Origin of the sequence: Microbacterium sp. LWH7-1.2, assembly GCF_038397755.1 — a bacterium.
Taxonomy (GTDB): Bacteria; Actinomycetota; Actinomycetes; order Actinomycetales; family Microbacteriaceae; genus Microbacterium.
Genome location: NZ_CP151637.1, coordinates 3,269,074 through 3,295,267 on the forward strand (window position 1 = coordinate 3,269,074; position 26,194 = coordinate 3,295,267).

Genomic DNA, 26,194 nt, shown 5'->3' on the forward strand with positions numbered 1-26,194 from the left:
CGCCCCGTCTGCACGCACTGCGCCCCGAACGGACCTCACGCACCGCCGCGTCAGGCGAGGCCCTCGAGGGGCCAGCCGGTGTACGCCTCCGCGAGGTATCGTCGGCCGGCTTCGGACTCGACGACCGACCGCAGCTCGCCGAGCTGGCGGAGGCGATCGAAGTCCGACGCGTCGGGCGCGACGTGGAGCATGCTGGTCATCCACCACGAGAAGTGCTGGGCCTTCCAGATGCGGTGCAGCGCCTTCTCGGGGAAGGCCTCGATGAGCCGGTCGTCGTTCTCGAGCAGCAGGGCGCGCAGCGCCCGCTCGAGCACGAGCACGTCGGCGACGGCGAGGTTCATGCCCTTCGCGCCGGTCGGGGGCACGGTGTGCGCGGCGTCGCCGATGAGCGCGACACGGCCGTGCAGCAGCTCGTGGGCGACGAAGCTGCGGAAGCGCAGCACGTCGCGCTGGAAGATCCGGCCCTCCTTGAGGGTTGTGCCGGGCACCCGCTTCTGCAGCTCCTCCCACAGCTGCTCCTCGCTGAGGGCGTTCGGGTCGGCGTCGGGGTCGCACTGGAAGTACATGCGCTGCACCGTCGCGCTGCGCTGGCTGATGAGCGCGAACCCGTCGGGGGAGTTGCTGTAGATGAGCTCGTCGGCGCTCGGGGGCGCCTCGCACAGGATGCCGAACCACGCGAACGGGTACTCGCGGAAGTAGCCGCCGGTGGACGACCCGGTCACCGCCTCGCGTGCGACGCTGCGCGATCCGTCGGCGCCGACGACGAACTCGGCCTCGATCTCGAGCGGGGCGCCGTCGGCGTCGGTCGCGATCACGCGAGGGAGGTCGGATGCCGCGTCCTCGACGCGCAGGGCAGTCACGCCGAAGCGGAGATCCTGGCCCTTGTCGAGGCGCACGGCGATGAGGTCCTTGAGGGCCTCGTGCTGCGGGTAGAGCCACACGCCGCGGCCGACGAGATCGGCGAAGTCGATGCGGTGCCCGTGGCCGGCGAACCGCAGCTCGATGCCGTCATGGCGATTGCCGACCGTGCGCACGCGGCTCGAGGCCCCGGACGAGTCGAGCACCTCGACGGTGCCCTGCTCGAGGATTCCGGCGCGGATCGTGGTCTCGATCTCCTCGCGCGAGCGCTGGTCGATGACGACCGACTCGATGCCGGCGATCCCCAGGAGGTGCGACAGCAGCAGACCGGCCGGGCCGGCGCCGATGATGGCGACGCGGGTGCGGATCGTGGACATGGACGTCTCCTTCGACGTTCGGGAACGGATGCCTCGGCCCAGTGTCCCCCCGGCCATGCCGCCGTGGTGATGGATTCCCGTTCATCGGGACAGCCTCGGCGTCCTCGATTGAGGATCGGGGAAGCGGTGGGAGAGATCAGCGGCGGTCGGCGCGAAGTGCGGACTCGATGCCCGCCGCGGCGTCGCGCAGGGCCTCGATCGCGGCTGCCGGATCGGTCTCGCGCGGGAGCACGACCGACAGCGCGGCGACGACCTCGCCCGCGTCGCGGATCGGCACCGCCACGCCGGTCGACACGGCCTCGATGGAGCCGGGCGCCACGACCACGCCGGCGCGGCGCACGTCGGCGATGAGGCGGCGCAGGCGCGCGGCATCCGTCACCGTCTCGGGGGCGAGGGCGCGCAGCGGACCGGCGAGCACCCGCTCGCGCAGGGTGGATGGGGCATGCGCGAGCAGGACGAGGCCCGACGACGAGGCATGCAGCGGCAGGCGGCCGGCGATGCGGGTGATGTTGGCGCCGGCGTCGGGGTGGGAGAGGCGCTCCAGGAAGAGGGCCTCGTCCTGCTCGAGCACGGCGAGCTGCGTGTGCTCCCGGATGCGCGCCTGCACCCGCTCCATGTGGGGGAGCGCGGCCTGGCGGAGGCGCAGCGCCGTCGAGCCCCGCAGGGCCAGCTCCCACAGCCGCATGCCGAGGTGCACGCGGCGGTCCTCGTCGCGTTCGAGCAGGCCCGCGTCGACGAGCTCGTCGACGATGCGGTGCGCGGTCGACGACGGCAGCCCCGCACGACGGCCGATCTCGGCGGCAGACTGCATCGAGCGCTCCGCGGTGAAGGTCTCGAGCACGCGCACGATGCGGTCGGTCATCGAGTCGCCGGAGGGCGAGTTGGCCATGCGCCCACTCTGCCATCCGGGCCGGGTAACGTCGCTCGGGGAGGATCCATGGCGGAGGGCGAGGGTGTGCTCGAGCGCACGCTGCGCGTGCTCGGGTGCTTCACCGACGACGAGCCGGCGGTCACCGCGACGAAGCTCGCGGCCCGCACGGGACTCGCGTCATCGACACTGCACCGCCTGCTCGCGACGCTCGTCGCGGAGGGCCTGCTCACCCGCGGACCCGGCCACACGTACGCGATCGGGCCGCGGCTGTGGGAGCTCGGCGAGCTCTCGCCGCTGTCGCTGCGCCTGCGCGAGACGGCGCTGCCGCACATGGTGCGGCTGTACGAGGCGACCGGCGAGAACGTGCACCTCGCGGTGCTCGACGGTGCGACCCCCGAGACCTCGACCGCCCTCTACGTCGGTCGCCTCACCGGCCGCCAGTCCATCCCGACCTTGAGCCGCATGGGCGGTCGCGGCCCCCTGCACACGACCGGCGTGGGCAAGGCGCTGCTCGCGACGCGCGACGAGGGGTGGCTGCGGCAGTACTTCCAGGCGCCGCTCGAGCGCGAGACCGTGAACTCGATCGCGACCGAGCCCGAGCTCCGCGCCGACATCGCGCGCACCCGGGCGCTCGGCTATGCGACGACGCGTGAGGAGATGACCCTCGGCAACGTCTCGGTCGCTGCGGCACTGCCGCGCGTCGAGGGCCTGCCGCCGGTGGCGCTCGGACTCGTCGTGCACCTCGGGCGCGCCGACGAGCGGCGGCTCGGCCCGCTGGTGGTGCAGACCGCGAAGGACCTCCACCACGACCTCCGCGGTGCGTGACCCCGGCCTCCCGACGGTTTGGGGCGCATACTGTGCGTTAGGGCGCACGTCGCGCGCCCCGAACGCACGCTCCGCGCCCCGAACGCACGCTCCGCGCCCCGAACGCACGCTCTGCGCCCCAAACCCGGGGATGGACACTGATGCTGCGGCCTCACGCCTCCCCGGATTCCCGCTGAGTGGGAATCCACGGCGCCGTGGCCGCTCCGGAGTGCGACCCTGGGACGACCCGAGTCGTCGAAGGAGACCTCTATGACCGCGACCCAGCCCGATTCCCGGGGCGAGGAGGCGTTCTCGTCGTCGGTGGTGCTCGAGCAGACCGTGGCGGCGCCCGAGTCGCTGCTGGCATCGCCCGACCAGCTGACGCAGAACGAGATCACCCAGGAGATCGTCGACTACCACGCCGCCACCGCGCGGCGCGAGGCCGCCGGCGAGAAGCTCAACATCAGCCTCCACGACTTCCCGCCGTACCGGTCGAGCCTGCTGCGCCACCCGACCAAGAACCCCAAGCTGGTCGATCCCGAGACGATCGAGCTGTGGTCGCCGGCGTTCGGGCAGCGTGATGTCGCCGCGATCGAGTCCGACCTGACGCTGCAGCACATCGGCGAGCCCCAGGGCGAGCGCATGACGGTCGAGGGCCGCCTCCTCGACTCGTGGGGGCGACCGCTGGCGAACCAGCTCGTCGAGATCTGGCAGGCGAATGCCGCAGGCCGCTACATCCACCAGCGGGATCAGCATCCCGCCCCCCTCGACCCGAACTTCACCGGCGCCGGACGCACCGTCACCGACGACAACGGGTACTACAAGTTCACGACGATCAAGCCGGGCGCCTACCCGTGGAAGAACCACGTGAACGCGTGGCGCCCCGCCCACATCCACTTCTCGATCTTCGGCTCGGGCTTCACTCAGCGCCTCGTGACGCAGATGTACTTCCCGGGCGACCCGCTGTTCCCGCTCGACCCGATCTACAACACCATCTGGCGCCAGAAAGACCGCGACCGCCTGATCGGCCTGTACGACCACGACCTGTCGGTGCCGGAGTTCTCGATGGGCTACCGCTTCGACATCGTCGTGGACGGCCCCGATGCGACCTGGTTCGAGCCCGAAGAAGGAGAGCACTGATGGCCGGCGCAACCCGCACCAAGCGCGATCTGGGTCCTGCGACCCACGAGCCCACCGGTGGGCAGACCGTCGGCCCGTTCTTCGCCTTCGGCCTGGACTTCGACAAGAAGCACCAGGTCGTCTTCCCGCACAGCCCGGGGTCGGTCGTGCTCGGCGGCACCGTGTTCGACGGCGCCGGCAACCCGATTCCCGACTCGGTGATCGAGATCTGGAGCGCCGACGAGAACGGCGAGGTCCCTCGCGCGCACGGTGCGTTCCGCCGCGACGACCACTCGTTCACGGGCTTCGGCCGTGCGGCGACCACCGACGTCGGTCGCTACGAGTTCTGGACCCGCAACCCCGGTCCGGTCGACGGGGGCGCACCGTTCTACTCGGTGATCGTCTTCGCTCGCGGTCTTCCCGACAAGCTCGTGACGCGCATCTACCTGCCCGAGCACGAGGACCTCCTCGCCGCCGACGCACTCCTGTCCTCGCTCGACGAGGACGAGCGCGCTACGCTCATCGCGACGCGCCTGCCGGACGGCAACCTGCACCACGACATCCACCTGCAGGGCGAGAAGGAGACCGTGTTCCTTGCCTTCTGACCGTGACCGGCCCGCACTCGATGCGGGCCTGCTCTCGCCGGTGACCGTCGGTCACGACGAGACGGTGACGGATGCCGCGTACCTCGACGCCCTTGTGACCGCGGAGGTCGCGCTGGCGCGGGCCTTCCGCGAGACCGGTCTCGCGCCCGACGAGGCGGTCGACGAGATCGAGACGGAGTTCGGCTGGCAGGGCGCGCTGCGTGGATGCCGCGACCACGGGGTCGACGCCGCGACGCTGGCCGCCGCTGCGGTGGCGGGCGGCAACCCGGTGATCCCGCTCGTGGGGCGCCTCAAGGAGCGGGTCGGAATCGACGCGCGCGTGTGGGTGCACCGCGGTGCGACGAGCCAGGACATCGTCGACACCGCCGCGATGGTGGTCGCACGCGCGGCCACGAGCCGCGTCGTCGCGGCTCTCGTGCACACCGGGGTCTCGCTGCGCTCCCTGGCCCGTTCGCGTCGCGACGAGGTCACTGCGGCGCGCACGCTGACCCAGCACGCGGTGCCGACGACCGTCGGACTGCGGGCTGCCGGGTGGCTGCGGGGTGTCGAACGTGCCAAGGAGCGCGTCGAAGACGTGCAGCACCGGCTGCCGGCCCAGCTCGGCGGTGCCGCCGGAACACTCGCGTCGTTCGCCGAGATCGGCGGAGCCGATGCCGCGGCCGCCCTTCCCGCCGCCTTCGCCCACGAACTCGGGCTCGCCGCGCCCGATGCCCCGTGGCACACCAGCCGCTGGCCGATCACCGAACTGGGCGACGCGCTCGTGCAGGCGATCGACGCCGTCGGCAAGATCGCCACCGACGTCGCAACCCTCAGCCGCACCGAGATCGGCGAGCTCGCCGAGGGCGCCGGCGGCGGGTCGTCGGCGATGCCGCAGAAGCGCAACCCCGCAGCATCCGTCCTCATCCGCTCGGCTGCGCTGCGCGCGCCCCAGCTCGGCGCCACGCTGCATCTCGCATCGGCCCTCGCCGCCGACGAGCGCCCTGACGGCGCGTGGCACGCGGAATGGCCGACGCTGCGCGAACTGCTGCGGCTCGCGCTCGGCGCGACAGCCCACGCCGCGACGCTCGTCGCCGACCTGCACGTCGACACGGATGCGGTCGCCCGCAACCTCGCGGCCACCGGAGGGCTCATCGTCTCGGAGCGCCTCTCGATCGTGCTCGGGCCGGTGCGGGCAGCGGCAGGCGTGGCGGACCTCGTGACCGCAGCCGCCGCGGGCGGCGATCTGGCCGCACTTCTCGCCGCGTCGCCCGACGTCGCCGCCGCCGCCGCGGAGCGCGGGGTGACCCCCGAGGCACTCGTCGCCGACCTGCTCGACCCCGCCCGCTACACCGGACTCTCCGGCCGTCTCGTCGACGAGGCTGCCGCACCCACCGCAGAGGAGGACGACGCGTGACCGTCCCCGCCATCTCCCTCACCGGCCCCGCCGGCCCCTCGACGACCTCGGGGACGACGGGCGCGCCGCTGCTCGTGCTCGGCCCGTCGCTGGGCACCTCGACGCTCCTGTGGGACCGTGTGATCCCGGCGCTCGCCGAGCACTACCGCGTCGCCCTGTGGGACCTGCCCGGTCACGGCGCCGCGCCAGCGTCGACCGAGGGGTTCACGATCGCCGAGCTCGCCGACGCCGTCGCCGCTGCGATCGACGGACCGTTCCTCTACGCCGGGGTCTCACTCGGGGGCGCCGTCGGGCTCGAGCTGCTGCTGCGCCACGGCGACCGGATCGGCGCCGCGGCGATCCTGTGCTCGGGCGCGAGGATCGGCACGCCTGAGGGCTGGCACGAGCGGGCCGCGCAGGTGCGGGCGCAGAGCACGTCGAGCCTCATCATCGGGTCCGCGCAGCGCTGGTTCGCGCCGGGCTCGATCGAGCGCGATCCCGATCTCACCGGGCGGCTCCTGCACGTGCTGCAGAACACCGACGACGAGAGTTACGCCCGCTGCTGCGACGCGCTCGCCGCCTTCGACGTGCGCGACCGGCTGGGCGAGATCGCCACCCCGGTGCTCGCGGTGTGGGGCGATCACGACGCGGTCACACCCGAGGCATCCGCTCGCGAGATCGCCGCGGGTGTGCAGCGCGGCGAGGCGATCGGGATCCCGGATGCCTCGCACCTGGCGCCCGCGGATTCCCCGGCGGCGACCGCCGCGCTGCTGCTCGACTTCTTCGGCACGGTCGCCGCGGAGCGTGCCGCGTGAGCCGGCCAGAGGGTGAAGGCCTCACCGACGCCGAGCGCTACGACCAGGGCATGGTCGTGCGTCGCGAGGTGCTGTCGGATGCGCACGTCGACCGCGCGATCGCCGGCACGACCGAACTGACCGCCGACTTCCAGGACTTCATCACCCGCGTCGCGTGGGGCGACATCTGGTCGCGCCCGGGGCTCGACCGCCGGTCACGGTCGGTGGCAGTCCTCACGGCGCTCATCGCGCTCGGACACCACGAGGAGCTCGCGATGCACCTGCGCGCGGCCCTGCGCAACGGGCTCACGGTCGACGAGATCAAGGAAGTGATCCTGCAGGCCGGGCTGTACTGCGGAGTCCCGGCCGCCAACACCGCGTTCCGCATCGCGAAGGACGTGTTCGCCGAGGTCCAGTAGCCGGCCCTGGCACTGGTTCGGGGCGCGCGGCATCGGTTCGGGGCGCGCGGCGTGGGTTCGGGGCGGGCGGCGTGCGCCCCGAACGCGCGTGATGCGCCCCGAAACCGAGAGGGCGACGGATGCTGCGGCCCCCCAGGCGCTCTCGCAGGCCGGGCGCCGGCGGGGCGGGGGTACCGGCGCCTCTGAGCCGGGAGTACAATAGATCGCAGAGCGTACATGTGTTCGCACAGCGAACAGCAAGGAGGCGAGTACATGATCGACAAGACCGTGGGCTCGGTCGAGGAGGCTGTGGCCGGCATCCGCGACGGGGCGACCATCATGATCGGCGGCTTCGGGCGGGCCGGGCAGCCCGTCGAGCTCATCGACGCCCTCATCGCGCAAGGTGCGACCGATCTCACGATCATCAACAACAACGCGGGCAACGGCGACGTGGGGCTCGCCGCACTCCTCGCGAAGAAGCGGGTGCGCAAGATCCTCTGCTCGTTCCCCCGCCAGCATGACTCCTGGGTGTTCGACGGCCTCTACCGCGCCGGCGAGATCGAGCTCGAGCTCGTGCCGCAGGGCAACCTGGCCGAGCGCATCCGCGCGGCGGGGGCGGGCATCGGCGCGTTCTTCTCACCCACGGGCGTCGGCACACAGCTGGCGGAGGGCAAGGAGATCCGCGAGATCGACGGCCGCGTCTACGCGCTGGAGTACCCGATCAAGGCGGACTACGCCCTGGTGAGCGCGTACCGCGCCGACCGGTGGGGCAACCTCGTCTACCGCCAGACCGCCCGCAACTTCGGCCCGATTATGGCAGCGGCCGCGACCACGACGATCGTGCAGGTCGACGAGCTCGTCCCGCTCGGCGCGCTCGATCCGGAGGCCGTCGTGACCCCCGGCATCTTCGTCGACCGCGTCGTCGCGGTGGGGGAGCGCGCGTGGCTCGACCAGGGCGGGTTCACCGGCGGCGTGGACATCGAAGGGCGCCCGATCGCCGGCGCCGCAGCATCCGGGACGGAGGTCGACCAGTGACCGACACGACCATCGCCACCCGCATCACGCGTGAGCAGCTCGCCGCGCGCATCGCGGCGGACATCCCCGAGGGCTCGTACGTCAATCTCGGCATCGGAGCGCCGACGCTGGTGGCCGACTACCTGCCCGAGGACCAGGAGATCATCCTGCACACCGAGAACGGCATGCTGGGCATGGGGCCGTCGCCCGCCGAGGGCGAGATCGATCCCGATCTCATCAACGCCGGCAAGCAGCCGGTCACCGCTCTCGCGGGCGCCGCGTACTTCCACCACGCCGACTCGTTCGGCATGATGCGCGGTGGACACCTCGATGTCTGCGTGCTCGGCGCGTTCCAGGTGTCGCAGGGCGGCGACCTCGCGAACTGGTCGACGGGCGCTCCCGGCGCCATCCCCGCGGTCGGCGGCGCGATGGACCTCGCCATCGGCGCGAAGAACGTCTACGTCATGACCGACCTCCTGACCAAGACCGGCGAGTCGAAGCTCGTCGAGGCGTGCACCTACCCGCTCACCGGCGTCGGCTGCGTCACGCGGGTCTACACCGACCACGCTGTCTTCGACGTCACACCCGAGGGCTTCGCGGTGCGCGAGGCCTTCGGCGACAACACCGTCGAGCTCCTCGCCGAGCTGACGGGCCTGGAATTGACGGATGCTGCGGCCCGCGGCATCCGGGAAGGTGAGTGACATGACCACCTACGTGTACGACGCCGTCCGCACGCCCTTCGGCCGCGCCGGCGGGGCGCTCGCGGGCGTCCGCCCCGACGACCTGGCGGCCGTGGTGATGAAGGCGACGATCGAGCGGACCGGCCTCGAACCCGGCCGCGTCGACGACGTGATCTTCGGCGACGCGAACCAGGCAGGCGAAGACAATCGCAATGTCGCGCGCATGGGCGCTCTGCTCGCCGGCTTCCCGACGTCGGTGACCGGCGTCACGGTCAACCGGCTGTGCGCCTCGTCCGTCGAGGCGGTCATCCAGGGCTCGCGCGCGATCGACGCGGGCGACGTCGATGTCGTTCTGGCGGGCGGCGTCGAGTCGATGAGCCGCGCGCCCTTCGTCGTCGAGAAGTCGCCGCGGCCGTGGCCGAGCGTCGGCAACCAGACGCTGTGGAACACGTCGATCGGGTGGCGGATGACCAACCCGAAGCTGCCGAAGCACTGGACGATCTCGAACGGCGAGTCCGCCGAGCTCATCGCCCGTGAGTGGGGCATCTCACGCGACGCGCAGGACGAGTTCGCAGTGCGCTCGCACCGGCTCGCCGCCCAGGCGTGGGCGGAGGGCGTGTACGACGCCGAGACGGTGCAGGTGCCGGGCGCCGAGCTCTCCCGCGACGAGGGCATCCGCGACGACACGTCGGTGGAGAAGCTGGCGGGGCTCAAGGCGCTGTTCGCCGCCGACGGCGAGGGCAGCGTCACGGCGGGGAACTCGTCGCCCATCAACGACGGCGCCTCGGCGGTGCTGCTCGGTCGCGAGGGCGTGCTGCCGACCGAGCCGCTCGCCCGCATCACCGGTCGAGCCGCGCACGGCGTCGACCCCGACCAGTTCCCGATCGCGCCGATCGACGCCGCGAACAAGGCGCTCGCGCGCGCCGGGCGCAGCTGGGCCGACGTGGACTTCGTGGAGCTCAACGAGGCCTTCGCATCCCAGTCGCTGGCCTGCCTGGCGGGCTGGCCCGACCTCGACCCCGAGAAGCTCAACATCCACGGCGGGGCACTCGCGATCGGCCACCCGCTCGGGGCGTCGGGCGGCCGCATCATCGGCCACGCCGCGCACGAGCTCGCCCGCCGGGGCGGCGGCGTCGCGGTCGCGGCCATCTGCATCGGCGTGGGCCAGGGCCTCGCCGTCGTGCTCGAGCGCTGAACCGGGGCCCCTGCGTGGCACTGCAGCAATTGCGCGACACGCCGGCGGACGGTCGGCGGCGGGGCGGATAGGGTGAGCCGGTGACCGACGACGCGGGCCGCATCAATGACAGCGCCGCAGACCCAGGCAAAGACAGCGCCGCAGCCCCGGGCAAAGACACCATCCAGTCCCTGGTGCGCGGGCTTGCGGTGATCCGGGCATTCGACGCAGAGCACCCCGACCTGACCCTCAGCGAGGTCGCCCGCCGCGCCGCCATCCCGCGTGCCGCCGCGGGTCGCTTCCTGCGCACCCTCGAGGACCTGGGCTACGTCCGCGGGTCGGCGGGGTCGGGCGTCGGCCGGACGTTCGCGCTGACCCCGCGCGTGCTCGAACTGGGCTTCAGCTACCTGTCGGCGCTGTCGATCCCCGAGATCGTGCAGCCCCACCTCGAGCGGCTGTCGCGCGAGGTCGACGAGAGCGTCTCGGCCGCGGTGCTCGACGACGGCGACATCGTCTACATCGCGCGCGTTCCGACCCGGCGCATCATGAGCGTGCGGATCACGATCGGCACCCGCTTCCCAGCCTTCGCCACGTCGATGGGCCGCGTGCTGCTGGCGGGCCTGCCGGCTGCCGCGCTCGACGAACTGCTCGCAGCATCCGTCCTCCCGTCCCTCACCGAGCGCACTGTGACAGACGCGGCGCAGCTGCGTGCGGAACTCGACCGCGTGCGCGCAGAGGGCTGGTCCCTCGTCGACGGCGAACTGGAGCCGGGCCTGCGGTCGGTGGCCGTGCCGCTGCGCGATCGCCGGGGCGACGTCGTCGCCGCGGTCAACGTCTCGACCAGCGCCACGCGCGACACTGTCGAGCACGTGCTCGAGCGCCACCTGCCCGCGCTGCAGCAGACGGCCGCCGCGATCGACGCCGAGCTGCGGCTGGTCTGACCCCCGGCCCTCGAAGATTCAGGAGAAACCGCGTCGCCGCGAGCCTGCGCGGCTCGATGTGCGGCGTTCGTCCTGAATCCTTGACGTGCGACCGCGGGGCCTACGGCTGCGCGCGTCAAAACACGATCGTGTGGTTGCCGTGGCGGATGACGCGGTCCTCGGCGTGCCACAGCACCGCGCGGGAGAGCACCTGGCGCTCGACGTCGGCGCCGCGGCGGGCGAGCTCCGAAGCCGAGTCGGCGTGCGTCACCCGGACGGTGTCCTGCTCGATGATCGGGCCCTCGTCGAGGTCGTCGGTGACGTAGTGCGACGTCGCGCCGATGAGCTTGACGCCGCGCTGCTTGGCCTTCTTGTACGGCTCGGCGCCGATGAAGGCGGGCAGGAACGAGTGGTGGATGTTGATCACCGGCACCCCGAGCTCGGCGAGGAAGTCGCCGGAGAGGATCTGCATGTAGCGGGCCAGCACCACGAAATCCACGTTCCCGCGCAGCAGCTCGAGGATCTTCGCCTCGGACGCCGACTTGTCGGGACCGGCGACGCCCGGCACGTGGAAGAACGGGACGCCGAACGACCGCACGTCCTCGGCGGAGGCGGTGTGGTTCGAGATCACCATCGGCACCGTCACGGGCAGATCGCCCCGGCGATGGCGCCACAGGAGGTCGAGCAGGCAGTGGTCCTGCTTCGACGACAGGATCGCCATGCGCTTGGGCACCGACTGGTCGGTCAGCGACCACTCCAGGTCGAAGCCGGCGAGCGTCCCGGCGATCTCGTCTTCGATGCGCGGGCGGTCGGCCGCGAAGCCCGGCCGGTGGAAGACGACCCGCTGGAAGTACGCACCGCCTTCAGGGTTGTCGGAGTACTGGTCGAACGCGACGATGTTGCCGCCGATGCGCGTGATCATCGCCGACACGGCCGCCACGATTCCCGGCTGGTCGCTGCCGTGGACGATGAGGCAGGCATGGTCGGGATTCAGGTGCGGAGAGGCGGCCATTGTTCGATTCTGCCCTGTGCGAAGGAACGCCGCTTCTTGAGGCCGGCCCGCGCGACATGCAGGGGCGGACGGATGCTGCGCCCCGTACCCTGACGGCATGAGCACCGCTTCGCAGGGCAGAGCCGCGGCGCGCGACGACCGCATCACGCTGCGGTTCATGGCGGTCCCCGCCGACACCGCCGCCGGCGGACACTCGGTCGCCGCCGGCAGCGTCATGGAGTGGATCGACAAGGCCGGCTACGCGTGCGCCGTCGGCTGGGCCGGGGCGTACTGCGTCACCGCGTACGTCGGGAACGTGCGCCATCGGCGGCCGATCGCTCCAGGGAGCCTCATAGAAGTGCAGGCCCGCATCGTCTACACCGGCCGAACCAGCATGCACGTGGTGGTCACCGTGTCCTCGACCGGGGTCAGCGAGCGCCTCTACACGCCGGCGACGACGTGCATCCTCGTCTTCGTCGCGAAGGGCGCCGACGGACGCCCCACCGAGGTACCGGCGTGGCACCCCGTGACCCGCTCCGACCACAAGCTCGCCGAGGGGGCGCTGGAGCGCATCGAGTCGCGCGCCGAGATCAAGCGCCTCATGCTGGCGGAGGACTATACGGATGGCTCTACCGCCCCGCGCGCGATGCTGAAGTTCCTGGCGCCGCCCGGCGTCGTGAACTTCGGCGGCAAGGCACACGGCGGCACGGTCATGCGCTGGATCGACGAGGCCGGTTACGCGGTCGCGGCGGCGTGGGCGATGGACGGCGAGGATGCCAGCGCCGCGATCGGCGTCTACTCGGGCGGCATCCACTTCCTCGCGCCGGTCGTGATCGGGCACCTCGTGGACGTGGACGCGCGCATCGTCTACACGAGCCGACACAGCATGCACGTCAGCACGCGCGTGTGGACCGCTGATCCGCGCACCCCCGACGACCGCACGCTGACCACGCAGTGCCTCAGCGTCTTCGTCGTCCCCGGCGCCGACGGCGTCGCTCAGCCGGTCCCGCAGTGGACGCCGGAGCTCGCGGAAGACGAGCGGCTGCAGGAGCACGTGCGCGAGATCATGGCACTGCGCGAGGAGATCGTGCCGATCGCCGCCTCGCTCACGCTCGAGCCGTAGCCGGCTCGCGAACCTGGGCCGCGCCGACCAGGTCGCCGTTGCGGGTGAGGTCGAGGTAGCGAGCGACCGCGTCGCGGCTCTTCGTGAGGCACGCCAGGCGGTCGTCGAGGGCGATGAGCTCGGTCGCGAGCATCTCGGCGAGCTCGCGCGAGCACGTCGGCTGTGCCATCGCGCACTGCCGCTCGACGTCGAGCACGACCTTCGCGAGGCGCGTCGACAGCCCCGCCTGGACCAGGCCACGCGCCCGCGTGGCCCGCTCGACGTCGGCCTCATCGTACGCGCGGTAGCCGTTCGCCGAACGCTCGGACGCCAGCAGTCCCTGGTCCTCGTAGTAGCGCAGCATCCGTGCGGGGATGCCGGTGCGCTGCGACAGTTCGCCGATCTTCATGCCGCTGTGCCCTTCGCGTCGATTCGAGTCAGGCGAAAGCTTGACATTGACATTGGTGTCAAAGTTTAGCCTCGCTGCATGACCTCGTCCACCGCCTCCGTCGCACTGCCCGACACCTCCGTCTCGCGCTTCCCGCTCGGCCCCCTCCTGCTGCTCTCGTCGGGTGTCTTCGTCACCGTCACCGCCGAGTCGCTGCCGGCTGGCCTCATGCCCGAGATGGCCCGCGACCTCGGGGTCGATCCCCTGCGCGTCGGGCTGCTGGTCTCCGTCTGGGCGATCGTGGTGATCGCCACGAGCATTCCGCTCACGCGGGCGACGCGCCGCATCGACCGCCGCGTCGTCGTCGCGGTCTCGCTCGCAGTCCTCGCGGCGGCCAACGTCGCCACGGCCTTGGCGCCCACGTACGAATTCGCGTTCGCGACGCGGGCGGTCGCCGCGGTCGCACACGGGGTGTTCTGGGCGATCGTCATCGTGTACGCGTCGTCGCTGCTGTCGGGTGGGCAGTTGGGCCGCGGACTCGCCCTCGTCACCGGCGGGGGCACGGCGGCCACGGTGCTCGGCCTCCCGGTCGCGACGGCTCTCGCGCAGCTGACGAGCTGGCGCGTCTCGTTCGCGGTGATGGGGGCCGGGATGCTGCTGCTCGCCGCCGTCGTGTACCGCCGGCTGCCGCGGTCCAAGGTCGAGCCGGTGGCTGCGGGCCGGCGCGAGCCGCTGCGCCACGACCGGTCGCTGCCGCCACTGATCGCGTTCGGCATCGCGGGGCTGCTGATCGGCCTCGCGCAGTTCCTCGCCTTCGTCTACATCCGGCCGTACCTCGCCGAATCTGCGGGCATCGCGGACGGCTGGGCCAGCGTCCTGCTCTTCGTGTTCGGCGCCGCCGGCACGGTGGGAGTCGCGGTGGCAGGCATGCTCGCCGACCGGTTCCCGCGGACGGCCCTGACCGCGACGCTGCTGGTGTTCGTCGGCGCCTTCGCCGCCCTCGCGCTCCTGCCGCGCGCCCCGTTCGTCGTCGTGATCGCTTTGGCGCTCTGGGGCGCCGGCACCGGCGCGATGTTCCCGCTGATCCAGACGGCGCTCATGCGCGCAGCATCCGATCGCCTCCGCGACCTCGCGAGCGCGTCCATCGTGGTCCTCTTCAACGTCGGGATCGCGGGCGGTTCATGGGCCGGCGGCCAGCTCACCGCAACCTACGGGCCGACGGCGAACATGGCGGTCTCGGCGGCGGTCGTGCTGCTGGCGGCGGGCCTCACCGCGCTGGGCGCCGGACTCGCGACGCCACGAGGCGCGTGAGGCCGGCGCCGCCCGGGCCACGTGTCAGGCCGGCCCGCTCACCTGAGACGACGGACGATTCGACACGGATGCTGCGGCCTGCTCGAAGATGCCGCGCATCCACGCGTGCTCGGGGTCGCGGCCGTGCACGGGATGCCACCACAGCGCGTTCACGACGGGTGTGGCGTCGAAGGGCGCCTTCAGCGTGCGCACTCCCGCCACAGATTCGGCGACGTGGGCCAGTCCCGCCTGGATCAGGCCGAGGCGATCGGTGCCTGCGATGAAGTGCGGCAGCGCAAGGAAGCTCTCGACGACGGCCTCGACGTGGGGCTCGATCCCGAGCTGCTGCAGCTGGCGGGCCGCCGAGGTGAACGCCGTGCGCGATTGGTAGGTGAAGACCCACGGCAGCGCGCCGAGCACGTCCATCGTCAGCTCGTCGCCGACCAGCTCGTTCGACGCCGAGGCCACGACCACCCAGCCGTCCCGCCACAGGTCCGCATAGGGAAGGTCCACCAGGTAGCCGTGCGGGATCACCATGCCGTCGGCTGAGCGCAGCCGGTTGAGCGCGTCGTCCACGATCGCCGGGTTGTGCAGCATGAAGCGGAAGCGCACACCGGGCGCGGCTTCCGCCGCGAGGCGTGACACCTCGCTGCCGATCGTCGCGAACCCGTAGTCGGACCCGTAGATCGAGAACTCGCGCGTCGAGTCCCTCGGGCTCCACGTCGCCTGACTTTCGAACACCCGGCGGGCGGCTTCGAGAGCCGTCGTCGTGTGCTCGGTGAGGCGGAGTGCGAGTGGGGTGAGCTCGTAGGTGTTGCCGCGGCGGGCGAGGATCTGGTCGTTGAAGTGCGTGCGCAGTCGGGCGAGCGAGGCGCTGAGCGCCGGCTGGCTCAGGTGCAGGCGCTCGGCCGCACGCGTCACGCTGCGCTCGGTCAGCAGCGCGTCCAGGGCGACCAAGAGGTTCAGGTCGAGCCGGGAGAGGAGCGGTTGATCGGACACGACGATGTGCTCCTCCGGGGTTCGAGATGCCTGCGCCCAGTGTATCCGTGCAATCTATGCGGGGTGGAGGTGACATCGCTCGCAACGATGCGCCGATGGTGAGGCGATTATGCGCACATCACACTTACTTATGTCTAAATAATGCCTAACCTTGATATCCTCAGGAGGACACCCGGCCCGCGAACGCGGTCCCGACCCAGAGAGCGAGCATCGATGCTTCTCGAGAGAGATCTCATCCAGTCCGTCGGCTTCCGCAACGTGCGCGAAGGGGGCGAGATCACCGGCTTCCAGTTGCGCCTGCGCATGCCGTCGTACCGCGGGATGGCGGCATCCCTCATCGATGGCGTCGCGGTGCGTGTCGGCGACCTCGTCGACGTCCCCGCGGATGTGCCCCGATGGACCTTCGCCGGCCGCACGTACTCGCTGCAGGAGCTCTGGGACTCCGAGGGCGTGCGCTGGCCGCTCGAAGAGGCGGCGATCGTCACCGTGCCGCATCCGGGCGGGCTGCCGGAGGGCACGCACGAGGTGTCGATCCAGCTGCGGCTGCGCACGTCGTACATCCCTCAGGAGCATCAGCCCTCGATGTACGACGTCTCGCGGCACATCACCCTCACCTCGTCCGAGGAAGGCGGCCCCTTCAAATACGGTGTCAGCCTCTACAGCTTCATGACCGACTACGGCACCGTGATGGACCTCGAGACCGCGCTCGCCGCGGTGGCCGACGTCGGCGCGACCGGTGTCGAGATCCTCGGCGAAGGACACATCGAGCGGTACCCCGAGCCCCCGACCGAGTGGATCGACCGCTGGTTCGCGCTGCTCGACAAGTACGCGCTCGAGCCGACGAACTACGGCTCGTGGATCGACACCCGCCTGCACTCGAGCGGCCTGAACGCCCGCGACCTCACGGCAGCCGAGGGCGCGGCGATGCTGCAGCGCGACCTGCGTCTCGCGAAGCTCCTCGGGTTCCGATTCGTGCGACCGAAGATCGGCGTGGTCACGAGCGACCTCATCCCGCATCCCATCTGGACCGAGTCCGTCGAGCGGTCGCTCGACCTCGCCGCCGAGCTCGACGTCGTGATCTGCCCCGAGATCCACGCGCCGACGCCGATCAAGCACGAGGTCGTCGACGACTACATCGAGCTCATCCGGCGCACGGGCACGAAGCACTTCGGCCTGCTGCTCGACACGGGCATTTTCCAGGACCGCCCGATCCCGCTGAAGCCCGGTGAGCTGCCCGGCCGCCGGCCGGCGTTCATGGACGGGATCGCCGTCGACCCGGCCGACATCGCCGACATCGCGGAGCACGTCGTCTTCATCCAGGCCAAGTTCCACGACATCGACGAGAACCTCGAAGACCAGCAGATCCCCTGGGAGCCGGTGCTGCGCGCCCTCAAGGGTGCCGGCTACACCGGCTACTTGTCGAGCGAGTACGAGGGCGAGCGCATCCCGTGGCGCTCGATCGAGCAGGTGCGCCGCCAGCACTCGCTCATCCGCTCGATCGCCTCCCGCCTCTGACCCCGAAACGAGACAGCAATGCCCAACGGACTCATCGCCGACGACAGCCTGCGCCCGCACCCCGAGGGTCTGGCGCTGAAGCTCACCCTCCCCTGGTACCGGAGCCTGTGGCTCTCGTCCGTCTCGACGCTGCGCGTCACCCTCGACGGCGTCGAGATCCCGGCCGACGACCTCGCGTTCGAGCTCGGAGGGACCCGCTACGCCATCGCCGAGCTGCCGCAGCAGAGCGAGACGCTGTGGTTCCTGCAGCAGCATCCGCTTCTCATCGTCCGCCGCGACCAGCCCTTCGCTCTGGGCGAGCAGCACGAGGTCGAGATCTTCGGCGAGCTGCGCCTGCCCTACATGCAGATCGCACCCGGCCAGGACGGCGGGCCGGGCATGTACGTGCCGAACATCGTGCGCCAGTCGCTCACGCTGACGGTGACGGAGACGGATGCTGCGCCCCCGGCGACAGCGACCGACATCGCGCCCCCGCCGCCGGCGTCGGACGACGACCCCTTCAAGCTCGGCCTCACGCTGTACTCGGCGAGTGCGGAGTTCCGCGCCGGCTGGTACGACTTCGACGGGCTGCTCGATCGCGTGGCCGAGCTGGGCATCGGTCCGGGCATCGAGATCGTCGCGTCGCAGGTGCTGCCGACCTATCCCGTGGTGTCGGACGAGTTCGTCGCGCAGTGGCGCGCCGCGTTCGACAAGCACGGGTTCGACGCCAGCTCCTTCGGGGCGAACCTCGACATGGGGCGCCGGCGCGATCGCGACATGACCCCCGACGAGGAGTTCGAGTTCAGCGAGCTGATGTTCCAGGGCGCGAAGAAACTCGGGTTCCCGCTGGTGCGCATCCAGTCCGCGAAGCCGCAGCTGCTGCGCCGGCTGCTGCCGGTGGCGGAGCGCCTGGAGCTGCAGCTGGCGTACGAGATCCACGCCCCGATGGGGCCGAATGCCGAGCCGATCATGAAGGTGCGCGACACCTACGCCGAGCTGGACTCGCCGCTGCTCGGCTTCGTCGCCGACTTCTCGTCGACGATGCACAGCATGTCGCCGACGCTGCTGCGCGCCGTGCGGCGCGCGGGCCTGGATGACGACGCGCTGGCTGAGCTTCAGCGCATCTGGTCGACCGACGCCACCATGCAGCAGCGGCAGCAGGAGTTCATCGGGTACCTGAAGGGCCGAGACTTCGATCCGGGTCGGCTCGGCTCGTTCGCCCACCTGGCTTTCAACATGCACGGCCACGTGGACCCCCGCGAGTGGGCCGACATCGTGCCGCAGATCCTGCACGTGCACGCGAAGTTCTACGACATCGACCAGAACGGTCAGGAGCCCGCCATCGACTACCCCGAGCTGGTGCGCGTCTTCGTCGAGGGCGGCTACCGCGGTTACTGGTCGAGCGAGTGGGAAGGCCACGCGTTCGCCGAGCTCGGCGAGGTCGACCCCCTGCTGCTCGTGCGCCAGCAGCACGATCTCATCCGCCGCTCGATGCACGCGGTCGCAGGCGCCCGTGTCTGACACCGAGGTCGACTTCCGCACGCTGCCGCTTCCCGAGGTGCTGCGCCTGTTCCGCGAGAACGGCGAGCCGTCCGACCCGCGTCCCGACATCGACACGTCATCCCTGAAGCGCCGCTTCCCCCGGCTCGGGAACGTCGAGGCGCGCGACCTGAAGATCGACGGTGGCGTTCGGCCGGTGCCGGCGCGCCTGTATCGGGATGCCTCCGCCGAGGCGTGCGGTCGTGCCCTGGTGTGGGTGCACGGCGGCGCCTTCATCGGCGGACACCTCGACATGCCGGAGTCGAACTGGCTGGCTCTCGAGCTCGCCGCGCAGGGCATTCCCGTGCTGGCGCTCGACTACGTCAAGTGCCTCGGCGACGTGCACTTCCCCGAGCCGTCCGACGACGTGCTCGCGGGGTGGCGGTACGCCGTCGCGCACACCGAGGAGCTGTTCGGGGTGCCGGCCGGCTCGGTGCTCCTCGGCGGGGCGAGCGCGGGCGGCAACCTCACTGCGGGTGTGGTTGCGCGGCTGCGGGATGCCGGTGCCGGCGTCCCGGCAGGGCTCATCCTGGTGTATCCCGTGGTGCACCCCAACGGTCCTGAGGCGTCGGCCGAGGTCGACCCCGAGTCCGAGCATGGTCACTTGGCGCTCAACTTCGCCGGATCCCGGGACGGCCTTCGCGACCCTCATGCTTTCGCGGCGCTGGGACCGGTCGAGGGCTTTCCCTCGACGATGATCGTGGTCTGCGAGCGTGACCAGTTGCGTCCGTCGGGGGAGGCGTTCGCGACCCAGTTGGGGGATGCCGGCATCCCGAGCGCGCTCCACCTCGAGCGGGGCGCCGACCACGGCCACATCAACGAACCTTCGGACCCGACCGCGCTCCCCACGATCGCGGCGATCACGAAGTGGATCGGCGGAGGGGTGGCGACATCATGACCACCTACACGAACCCGGTCCTGGCCGGCGACCGGCCCGACCCCGCGATCATCAAGGTCGGCGACGAGTACTGGATGACGTACTCGTCGTTCGAGGCGGCGCCGGGGCTGCTGCTCTACCGCTCGAGCGACCTCGTGAACTGGACGTACGTGACGGCGGCGTTGCCCGAGCCGGTCGGCAACACGTTCGCGGTCGACATCGCCGAGCACGACGGGCGGTTCTTCATCTACATCCCGTTCATCCCCACCGCATGGTCCGACCTCACCGAACCGTCGATCTTCGTGATCCATGCCGACTCGATGAAGGGGCCATGGTCGGAGCCGATCGATCTCGGCATCCGGCGGGCGATCGACCCTGGCCACGTCGTGGGCGAGGACGGTCGGCGCTACCTGTTCGTCAGCGGCATCCGTCGCACCGCGCTCAGCGACGACGGACTTTCGACCGTGGGCGAGCTGGAGAAGGTCTACGACGGCTGGCGCTACCCGGACGAGTGGGTGACCGAGGCGTACGCCCTCGAAGGGCCGAAGCTCTTTCGGCGCGGGGAGTGGTTCTATCTCGTGAGCGCCGTCGGTGGCACGGGCGGCCCGCCCACCGGTCACATGGTGATCGTCGCGCGGTCGCGATCGGTGCACGGACCGTGGGAGAACCACCCGCGCAATCCCGTCGCGCGAACGACGGATGCCACGCAGAAGTGGTGGTCGCGCGGCCACGCGACGCTCGTGCCAGGGCAGGGTGGGTCCGTGCTCGACGACGACTGGTGGATGGTGTCGCACGGGTACGAGAACGGCTACCGCTCGCTGGGACGGCAGATCCTGCTCGAGCCCATCCGCTGGAGCTCCGATGGCTGGCCCGAGGTCTCCGTCGACGATCCGGGCGGGGAGCTCGAGGCTCCCGCGGGCGCGGCGGAGCAGCATCCGGCGTCGTCCTTCGCCGACGACTTCTCCGAGCTGCGGCTCGGCGAGCGGTGGGCTTTCCACGCTCCCGAGCATGACGAGGTCGCGCGCCTGAGCCTCGATGACGGGCTCGTGCTCGCCGGCAAGGGGTCGTCGCCGGCGGATGCCTCCCCTCTCGCGATCCTCACCGGCGAGCATTCGTATGAGGTCGAGGTCGACGTCGAACTCGACGGCGACGTCGAAGCCGGGTTGCTCCTCTTTTTCAACAACCGTCTCTTCTGCGGCATGGGGATCGACGGCGAGCGCATGCTGAGCTTCTCGGGCGGCATCCGCACGCACTGGCGCGAGCCGGCGCCGGCCGTCCGCCGTCTGCAGCTGAGACTGCGCAACGACGAGCACATCGTCACGGGGTGGTACCGCGAGCCCGGCGACGAATGGACCCGGCACCATGTGCGCTACGAAGCCTCGGGTTACCACGCGAACACTGTGGGCGACCTGCTCAGCCTGCGGCCGGCGCTCTACGCCGCGGGCGCCGGATCTGCGCGGTTCCGCGACTTCCGCTACACGGTGCTCTGAGAGCTCGGGCGGGTGTTCTGCACCGCTCCGCGCTGCAGCGCGTTGGACGGGCCGTGCGGTCCATCGCTTCTCCTTCTCACTCCTTGAACAGGCTTGCTGCCCGGGGGACCTTCGGCGACTCGCATTCGGGGGCCGCGACACGCGGGGTCGCGCGGGCCATTCCGCGTGTTGCGCCACCCGAGGGGGCGACCCGGCGCGACCTCTCGGTTCGGCGACTCGCATTCGGGGGCCGAGACACGCGGGGTCGCGCGGGCCATTCCGCGTGTTGCGCCACCCGAGCCGGGCGGCCCGAGAGCCAGGGCGGGGTGTGTGACGACGATGCCGCCCGAGGCCGAAGCCCCGGGCGGCATGTCCCCCCATCAGTCAGCGCGTGCTCAGCTGTCCCAGGCGGCGTCCATCTCCTCGAGCACCTGGTCGACGGTCTTCTGACCGGTCAGCAGTCCCTGGACGCCGACGCCGAGCGACTCGTAGACCTTCGGGTTCGGCCACGTGGCGTTGGGCAGCCCCGCGTAGTCGCCGTTCTCGAGCAGGTCGCCGATCGGCTCGTAGATGGGCAGCAGGTTGTCTGCGGTGGCACCCGAGATCGAAACGAAGCCCGATAGGTCGGCGAAGGCCTGCGCCTCTTCCGGAGTCGCCAGCCAGTCGAGGAACTCCTGCGCCGACGCCTTGACGTCGTCCTCGGATGCCGCGTTGACAGCCCAGGCGTAGTTCGCCGAAGCGAGGGTGTAGGGCTCGCCGCCGTCGGCGGGCGGGAATGCCTGCACCGTCAGGTCGAGACCCGTTCCCGCCGCGATGGAGGACGCCGCGGAGCCGGGGACCGCGGCGGTGAGCGACGACTGCGACCCGATGCCCTGGGTGATGGAGTCGAACGTGCCACCGGCGACGCCGTCCTGGAAGCATCCGCCCTCGTTCATCTCGATGACGTCCTCGAGAACGTCGCGCCAGCCGCTGTCGGTGAAGGTGACGTCGCCGGCGGCACGCTGCTCGTTCCAGTCCGGCGTCTCGGCGTACACGCGGGTCGCCGAGACCAGCATCGAGAAGAGACCCGTGTTGAACGGCACGCCGCCCGCGAGCACCGTGAAGGTCTTGCCCCCATCGCGCGCCGTGGTGCAGGCCTCGAGGAGCTCCTCGTACGTGCCCGGGTACTCGTCGATCCCGGCCTCTTCGCCGCCGGGGCCGTTGTAGATGAAGCCGACGGGCACGAGAGCAGCGGGCTGCGCGTAGATGCTCCCGTCGTAGGTGTATTCGGCCTCGGTTCCAGCCGGGATCGTGGCGGCGGAGGTCTCGTTCAGCGGCTCGAGGAAGCCGGCCTCGGCGAGATTCACCACGGAGATCGGCTGGCCGGTGCCAGGAGCGAGGATCATCATGTCGGCCGCATTGCCGGCCTGCAGCTGCGTCGTGACCTGCGTGTTGTACGCGTCGGAGGGGTACGGGATGACCTCGATCTCGACGCCGGTCTGCTCGGTGTACTTCGCAGCGGTCTCGCCCCAGTAATCGTCCTGGTCGTTCGCTTGAGCGACCATGAGCGAGAAGCCGGCGGCGGTGTCGCCCCCGTCGCCGTTGCTGTTGCCGCCGTCATCGGCGCCGCCGCCGGAACAGCCGGCGAGGATGAGGACTCCTGCGATCGGGGCCGCAAGGAGCGGCCACCGGAGCCGGGAAGCTGTGTGCTGTGGCATTTCGACCCTTTCGTGACTTCGTTGTCGCCAGCTTCGGGTTGCTGGCTCGGCCGCTGGCCGCGAAATCACTCTGACACACATTCGCCAGTTTCCGACATTAGTATCGTTTATGTGAGGCAATAGCCCGGCTGATCCGCAGATTCGGCCCGGTCAGCCGTGCTTCTCGATGTGCAGCTCGACGGGCCCCGCGAGACCCGCCGGCAACGGTTCCGCCGACGGTTCGAACACCCCGGTCATCGGAGCGAAGATCTCGCCGGAGAGGCGGCCGGCCTCCGCGATGAGCCGGTTGCGCCACGGCGTGGCCACTTCGACCTCGATCGTGTTGTCACCACCTCGGACAGCGTATGTCACCTCGACGCGGAAGGGCGCGGTCCAGGCGATGCCGCAGTCGACGCCGTTGACGAGCACCCGCGCGATGTCGCGGACGCGACCGAGGTCGAGCCAGACGCGATCCCCCAGGGGCCGGGAGCTGAGGGTGAACCCGGCTCGGTAGACGGCTGTCCCCGAGAAGCTCCGTGCAACGTTGTCGAGCTCGGTCCACAGCGCGGGGCCGGCGGGGAGCGCGACATCCGCCCGGGCCGGGAGCGCGAGCGACCATTCCTCGCCGACGGAGAGGATCTCGACGGATGCCGCGGCCGCGTGTGGTTCCCGCCCTGAGGGCACCACGAACACCGACCCGGAAGCGGGCAGCTCGACGTCGAGGAGAATGCGGCCGTCCTCACCGCGGCTGCCGGACAGCGGGTCGGCGCGCAGGGCCACCGGGTCCCACAGGCTGAGCGGGCCGACAGCCTCGGGCACGGAGATGCGCACGCGCACGTCCTCGGCGGCCGGGTTGGCCAGGAACGTGATCCGCCGCCCGTCCACCCTGCGCGCGATGGTCCGGATCGGCGGGCCCTCGATCTCGAAGTCCGAGCGCAGGCTGAGCACGTGCAGGGCGTGGGCGAGATCCGACGTGGTGATCACGCGCCCGCGGTCGCGTGCGGCATTCCAGATCCGGTCTCTCAGACGGCCGAACTCGCCGTCGTCATCGGCGAGCGACGGCGACCCCTGTGGGGGGAGCCCCACGATGGTCGCGCCCCGATCCGCGAGCAGTTCGAGGCGACGCAGCGTCGCCACCGTCAGGCGCCGGCTGGATCCGCCGAGGAACAGCAGCCGGTAGCGTGCGCCCATCGAGCGCAGATCGCCGTCTTCGACCCGCAGGAGCGCGAGCGCGTCGGGCCCGACGTAGTCGAAGTCGAACCCCGCCGGGACGGAGGTGTCCACGGCGTGGTCGAACAGGCCGGTGACCGGCGCCTCCTCGCCGACGAAGACGGCGATGTCGACGGCGGGCTCGCCGGCCGAGAGCAGGGCGGAGCAGCGTGCGAGGTAGTCGATCCACGGACCCGCCATCCCCGCCCAGGTCTCGTTGACGGTGAACGCCTGACCGAGGAACGGCGCGAGCGCCACGCCGGGCGGGGCAGCGGCGAGCGGCTGATGAGGGGACGTGTGGATGCAGAAGCGCGTGACTCCGAGCGCGAGCTGCAGATCGGCGACGTGCTTCAGACTGCGGGGCGACGACGCCCACGGCCGGTCGAAGCTCGTGAACGCCTCGGCGCCGGTCCAGCCCTTGCCGTGGACGTGGGCGACGGATGCCGCCCCCTTGAGGTCGGCCACATACGTGGGGTGCGGACCCGACTCGGGGTCGAACGTCCACATGGCGCCCATGGGCACGTCGGCGTGCGACCGCATCGCGAGATCGTCCCCGAGCTGAGGGCGCCCGTCCTCGAGCGCCTCGGCGTAGTAGGTCATCCCGCGCCGATGCGCTTCCGCCGCGAGCGTGCCGTAGTACTCCGTGGCGAGGAGTTCGCTGAGCGTGCGCCGGTAGTCGTAGAGGAAGCGATCGGATGCCTCCGCCCCGCCGACCAGATAGCCCGCGAGCGCCGGCAGCCAGGGGAGGGGATCGTAACCGCGGAGCTCGCGGAAGCGCTCGCCGATGTCGTCCGTCCAGTTCTGGCTGCCGGCTTCGATGCTGTCGCTGAGAAGGGCATCGAAGGTCTCGGCCCCGAACCGCGCGAGGTGATGCGAGAGGAACGCCGCGACGCGGCCGCCATCGAGCTTGTCCACCTCGAGCCCGGTCGAGTCGGCGAGGGCGGGGCCGTTCGTCTGCCCGGTGAGGGAGGCGCCCAGTCGGAGGACGCGCCATCGTCCGGGCGGGGCATCCCATTCCAGCCGGTCGCCCACCACGAGGGCTGTGAGGTCGTGCACCTCGGAAGGACGAATGGCGGCCGCGTCCCCCTCTTCGGGGGTGTCCACGGCGTAGTAGTCGGGGACGACTCCGAAGCCCGCCTTGACCTCCGCGTGGTGGATCCGCCCGCCCGCGAACAGCGCGAACTCGGAGACGACGAACGCGTCGCTCCGGCGGAGCACCGGCGGCACGCGCACGCCGTCGGCGACCGGTGGAAGCGCCTCCGCCGCGCTCGCCCCCGACAGGACGAGGCGGAAGCGGCGGGCCGTCACGGGGGCGAACGCGGCCGTGCGCGCCGGCACCGTCGTCGCGTTGAGTGTCGCGATCGTCCGGTAGTCCCCGTCGTCGTCGCCGGCCTCCAGCACGGCGTCCGGCGGTGGCGCGGCGCCGAAGCCGCGGGGGCCCGGGAGGCCCACCGTCACCGCCCCGACGGTGACCGGCTCGTCGAACTCCGCTTCGATCCAGGCGGACGACCACGCGTCCGGGTCCCTGGGCAGTGAGACCGCGGTGTCGAAGGAACCGTCGGTGAGGCTGGCGGAATCGGCCACCGCGGCAGACGCGCGGATACGGGTCGGTCGCAGCGCGTCGTGCGTGGCCTCGGCGGGGAAGGCGATGACGCGCCACCCGGTCGCCCAGGGCTCGCCGGCGGCCGCGCCCCACCTGGCGGCGTCCTGGAAGAGACCGGCCACGGCGGGCAGCGCCGGCAGGTCGATGGTGCGACGGCCCTCGCCGTCGATCACCGTCTCGGACCACACGATCTTCTTCATGGCGTCCCGCGGCTCGACCCAGGGGCCGCCTGTCGCGCTCCAGCCGGCCGACGTCGCCACCGCGAGCTCGAGACCGAGCTCGCCGGCCGTCCGAACGGCCGTCTCGATCGCCTCGCGCCATGCCGCGGATCCGGGACGGACCGGGGCCGGCACGACCAGGGGCACGCCCATGCCCCCGTCGAAGAGCTGGACGCCGCGCACGCCGACGCCGTGAAGCCACGTGAGATCGCGGACGATCCCGACCGGATCGATGTTGCCGTCCATCCAGTGCCACCACGCCCGCGGGCGCGCGGCGTCGGGCGGGTCGACGAACTTCGCCCACAGATCGGAGAGAGCGGGCGACGTCGGCGCTGGCTGCGGCATGGTGCTCA

The 26,194-nt window shown here is 71.2% G+C and carries 23 protein-coding genes; 16 read left to right on the forward strand and 7 right to left on the reverse strand.

Features of this window, described 5'->3' with window-relative positions; translation table 11 throughout:
* Positions 1-50 precede the first annotated feature (50 nt).
* Together MRBLWH7_RS15175 and MRBLWH7_RS15180 are read right to left on the reverse strand one after the other, a co-directional pair.
* On the reverse strand, positions 51-1,235 hold the full coding sequence (locus MRBLWH7_RS15175) for a 4-hydroxybenzoate 3-monooxygenase (RefSeq protein ID WP_341995921.1): 1,185 nt from the start codon (positions 1,233-1,235) through the stop codon (positions 51-53).
* 136 nt (positions 1,236-1,371) lie between these two features.
* On the reverse strand, positions 1,372-2,124 hold the full coding sequence (locus tag MRBLWH7_RS15180; RefSeq protein ID WP_341995923.1) for an IclR family transcriptional regulator: 753 nt from the start codon (positions 2,122-2,124) through the stop codon (positions 1,372-1,374).
* 48 nt (positions 2,125-2,172) lie between these two features.
* Between MRBLWH7_RS15180 and MRBLWH7_RS15185 the strand changes: the two genes are divergently transcribed.
* From MRBLWH7_RS15185 to MRBLWH7_RS15230, 10 genes are all read left to right on the forward strand, one after another.
* A complete protein-coding gene (locus tag MRBLWH7_RS15185; protein WP_341995926.1) occupies positions 2,173-2,931 on the forward strand; it encodes an IclR family transcriptional regulator in 759 nt (252 codons plus the stop codon).
* Between the two features lie 249 nt (positions 2,932-3,180).
* On the forward strand, positions 3,181-4,050 hold the full coding sequence (gene pcaH, locus MRBLWH7_RS15190; protein ID WP_341995928.1) for a protocatechuate 3,4-dioxygenase subunit beta: 870 nt from the start codon (positions 3,181-3,183) through the stop codon (positions 4,048-4,050).
* A complete protein-coding gene (pcaG, locus tag MRBLWH7_RS15195; RefSeq protein ID WP_341995930.1) occupies positions 4,050-4,634 on the forward strand; it encodes a protocatechuate 3,4-dioxygenase subunit alpha in 585 nt (194 codons plus the stop codon). The genes pcaH and pcaG overlap by 1 nt, the downstream gene beginning before the upstream one ends.
* Positions 4,624-6,027, forward strand: a complete 1,404-nt coding sequence (locus MRBLWH7_RS15200; protein WP_341995932.1) for a lyase family protein — start codon at positions 4,624-4,626, stop codon at positions 6,025-6,027. Before pcaG ends, MRBLWH7_RS15200 begins: the two co-directional genes overlap by 11 nt.
* Positions 6,024-6,821 (forward strand): alpha/beta fold hydrolase, encoded by a 798-nt coding sequence (locus MRBLWH7_RS15205; RefSeq protein ID WP_341995934.1) that lies wholly within the window; start codon positions 6,024-6,026, stop codon positions 6,819-6,821. The genes MRBLWH7_RS15200 and MRBLWH7_RS15205 overlap by 4 nt, the downstream gene beginning before the upstream one ends.
* Positions 6,818-7,219 carry a 4-carboxymuconolactone decarboxylase gene (pcaC, locus tag MRBLWH7_RS15210; RefSeq protein ID WP_341995937.1) on the forward strand — a complete coding sequence of 134 codons (402 nt, stop codon included), beginning with the start codon at positions 6,818-6,820 and terminating at the stop codon, positions 7,217-7,219. Before MRBLWH7_RS15205 ends, pcaC begins: the two co-directional genes overlap by 4 nt.
* Before the next feature lie 252 nt (positions 7,220-7,471).
* A complete protein-coding gene (locus MRBLWH7_RS15215) occupies positions 7,472-8,233 on the forward strand; it encodes a 3-oxoacid CoA-transferase subunit A (protein WP_341995939.1) in 762 nt (253 codons plus the stop codon).
* Positions 8,234-8,244: 11 nt separating this feature from the next.
* Positions 8,245-8,913 (forward strand): 3-oxoacid CoA-transferase subunit B, encoded by a 669-nt coding sequence (locus MRBLWH7_RS15220; RefSeq protein WP_342002084.1) that lies wholly within the window; start codon positions 8,245-8,247, stop codon positions 8,911-8,913.
* Between the two features lies 1 nt (position 8,914).
* Positions 8,915-10,087 carry a thiolase family protein gene (locus MRBLWH7_RS15225; RefSeq protein ID WP_341995941.1) on the forward strand — a complete coding sequence of 391 codons (1,173 nt, stop codon included), beginning with the start codon at positions 8,915-8,917 and terminating at the stop codon, positions 10,085-10,087.
* Positions 10,088-10,248: 161 nt separating this feature from the next.
* A complete protein-coding gene (locus tag MRBLWH7_RS15230; RefSeq protein ID WP_342002086.1) occupies positions 10,249-11,007 on the forward strand; it encodes an IclR family transcriptional regulator C-terminal domain-containing protein in 759 nt (252 codons plus the stop codon).
* Between the two features lie 115 nt (positions 11,008-11,122).
* Here MRBLWH7_RS15230 and purU read toward each other — a convergent pair whose 3' ends face one another.
* Positions 11,123-11,998, reverse strand: a complete 876-nt coding sequence (gene purU / locus MRBLWH7_RS15235; RefSeq protein WP_341995942.1) for a formyltetrahydrofolate deformylase — start codon at positions 11,996-11,998, stop codon at positions 11,123-11,125.
* 97 nt (positions 11,999-12,095) lie between these two features.
* Between purU and MRBLWH7_RS15240 the strand changes: the two genes are divergently transcribed.
* Positions 12,096-13,100, forward strand: coding sequence for a hotdog domain-containing protein (locus MRBLWH7_RS15240; RefSeq protein WP_341995944.1), 1,005 nt, complete (start codon positions 12,096-12,098; stop codon positions 13,098-13,100).
* Here MRBLWH7_RS15240 and MRBLWH7_RS15245 read toward each other — a convergent pair.
* Positions 13,084-13,488, reverse strand: coding sequence for a MerR family transcriptional regulator (locus MRBLWH7_RS15245; protein ID WP_341995946.1), 405 nt, complete (start codon positions 13,486-13,488; stop codon positions 13,084-13,086). The two genes, MRBLWH7_RS15240 and MRBLWH7_RS15245, sit on opposite strands and share 17 nt — an antisense overlap.
* A 78-nt stretch (positions 13,489-13,566) precedes the next feature.
* Here MRBLWH7_RS15245 and MRBLWH7_RS15250 point away from each other — a divergent pair, with 78 nt between their 5' ends.
* Positions 13,567-14,778 carry an MFS transporter gene (locus MRBLWH7_RS15250; protein ID WP_341995948.1) on the forward strand — a complete coding sequence of 404 codons (1,212 nt, stop codon included), beginning with the start codon at positions 13,567-13,569 and terminating at the stop codon, positions 14,776-14,778.
* A 24-nt stretch (positions 14,779-14,802) separates the two neighbouring features.
* Here the strand turns inward: MRBLWH7_RS15250 and MRBLWH7_RS15255 are convergent, their stop codons facing one another.
* Positions 14,803-15,756 carry a LysR family transcriptional regulator gene (locus MRBLWH7_RS15255; RefSeq protein ID WP_341995950.1) on the reverse strand — a complete coding sequence of 318 codons (954 nt, stop codon included), beginning with the start codon at positions 15,754-15,756 and terminating at the stop codon, positions 14,803-14,805.
* Between the two features lie 213 nt (positions 15,757-15,969).
* Here MRBLWH7_RS15255 and MRBLWH7_RS15260 point away from each other — a divergent pair, with 213 nt between their 5' ends.
* From MRBLWH7_RS15260 to MRBLWH7_RS15275, 4 genes are read left to right on the forward strand one after another with little or no spacing between them, the layout of a single operon-like run.
* On the forward strand, positions 15,970-17,271 hold the full coding sequence (locus MRBLWH7_RS15260) for a DUF6379 domain-containing protein (protein ID WP_341995952.1): 1,302 nt from the start codon (positions 15,970-15,972) through the stop codon (positions 17,269-17,271).
* An 18-nt stretch (positions 17,272-17,289) separates the two neighbouring features.
* Complete coding sequence (locus tag MRBLWH7_RS15265) at positions 17,290-18,771, forward strand: DUF6379 domain-containing protein (RefSeq protein ID WP_341995954.1); 1,482 nt, start codon at positions 17,290-17,292, stop codon at positions 18,769-18,771.
* A complete protein-coding gene (locus tag MRBLWH7_RS15270) occupies positions 18,764-19,687 on the forward strand; it encodes an alpha/beta hydrolase (RefSeq protein ID WP_341995956.1) in 924 nt (307 codons plus the stop codon). The genes MRBLWH7_RS15265 and MRBLWH7_RS15270 overlap by 8 nt, the downstream gene beginning before the upstream one ends.
* Positions 19,684-21,156 (forward strand): family 43 glycosylhydrolase, encoded by a 1,473-nt coding sequence (locus MRBLWH7_RS15275; protein ID WP_341995958.1) that lies wholly within the window; start codon positions 19,684-19,686, stop codon positions 21,154-21,156. The genes MRBLWH7_RS15270 and MRBLWH7_RS15275 overlap by 4 nt, the downstream gene beginning before the upstream one ends.
* Before the next feature lie 374 nt (positions 21,157-21,530).
* On the opposite strand, the gene MRBLWH7_RS15280 is transcribed toward MRBLWH7_RS15275, so the two are convergent.
* Together MRBLWH7_RS15280 and MRBLWH7_RS15285 are read right to left on the reverse strand one after the other, a co-directional pair.
* Positions 21,531-22,832, reverse strand: a complete 1,302-nt coding sequence (locus tag MRBLWH7_RS15280) for an ABC transporter substrate-binding protein (protein ID WP_341995959.1) — start codon at positions 22,830-22,832, stop codon at positions 21,531-21,533.
* Between the two features lie 150 nt (positions 22,833-22,982).
* Complete coding sequence (locus MRBLWH7_RS15285; protein WP_341995961.1) at positions 22,983-26,186, reverse strand: glycosyl hydrolase; 3,204 nt, start codon at positions 26,184-26,186, stop codon at positions 22,983-22,985.
* Positions 26,187-26,194: the final 8 nt, after the last annotated feature.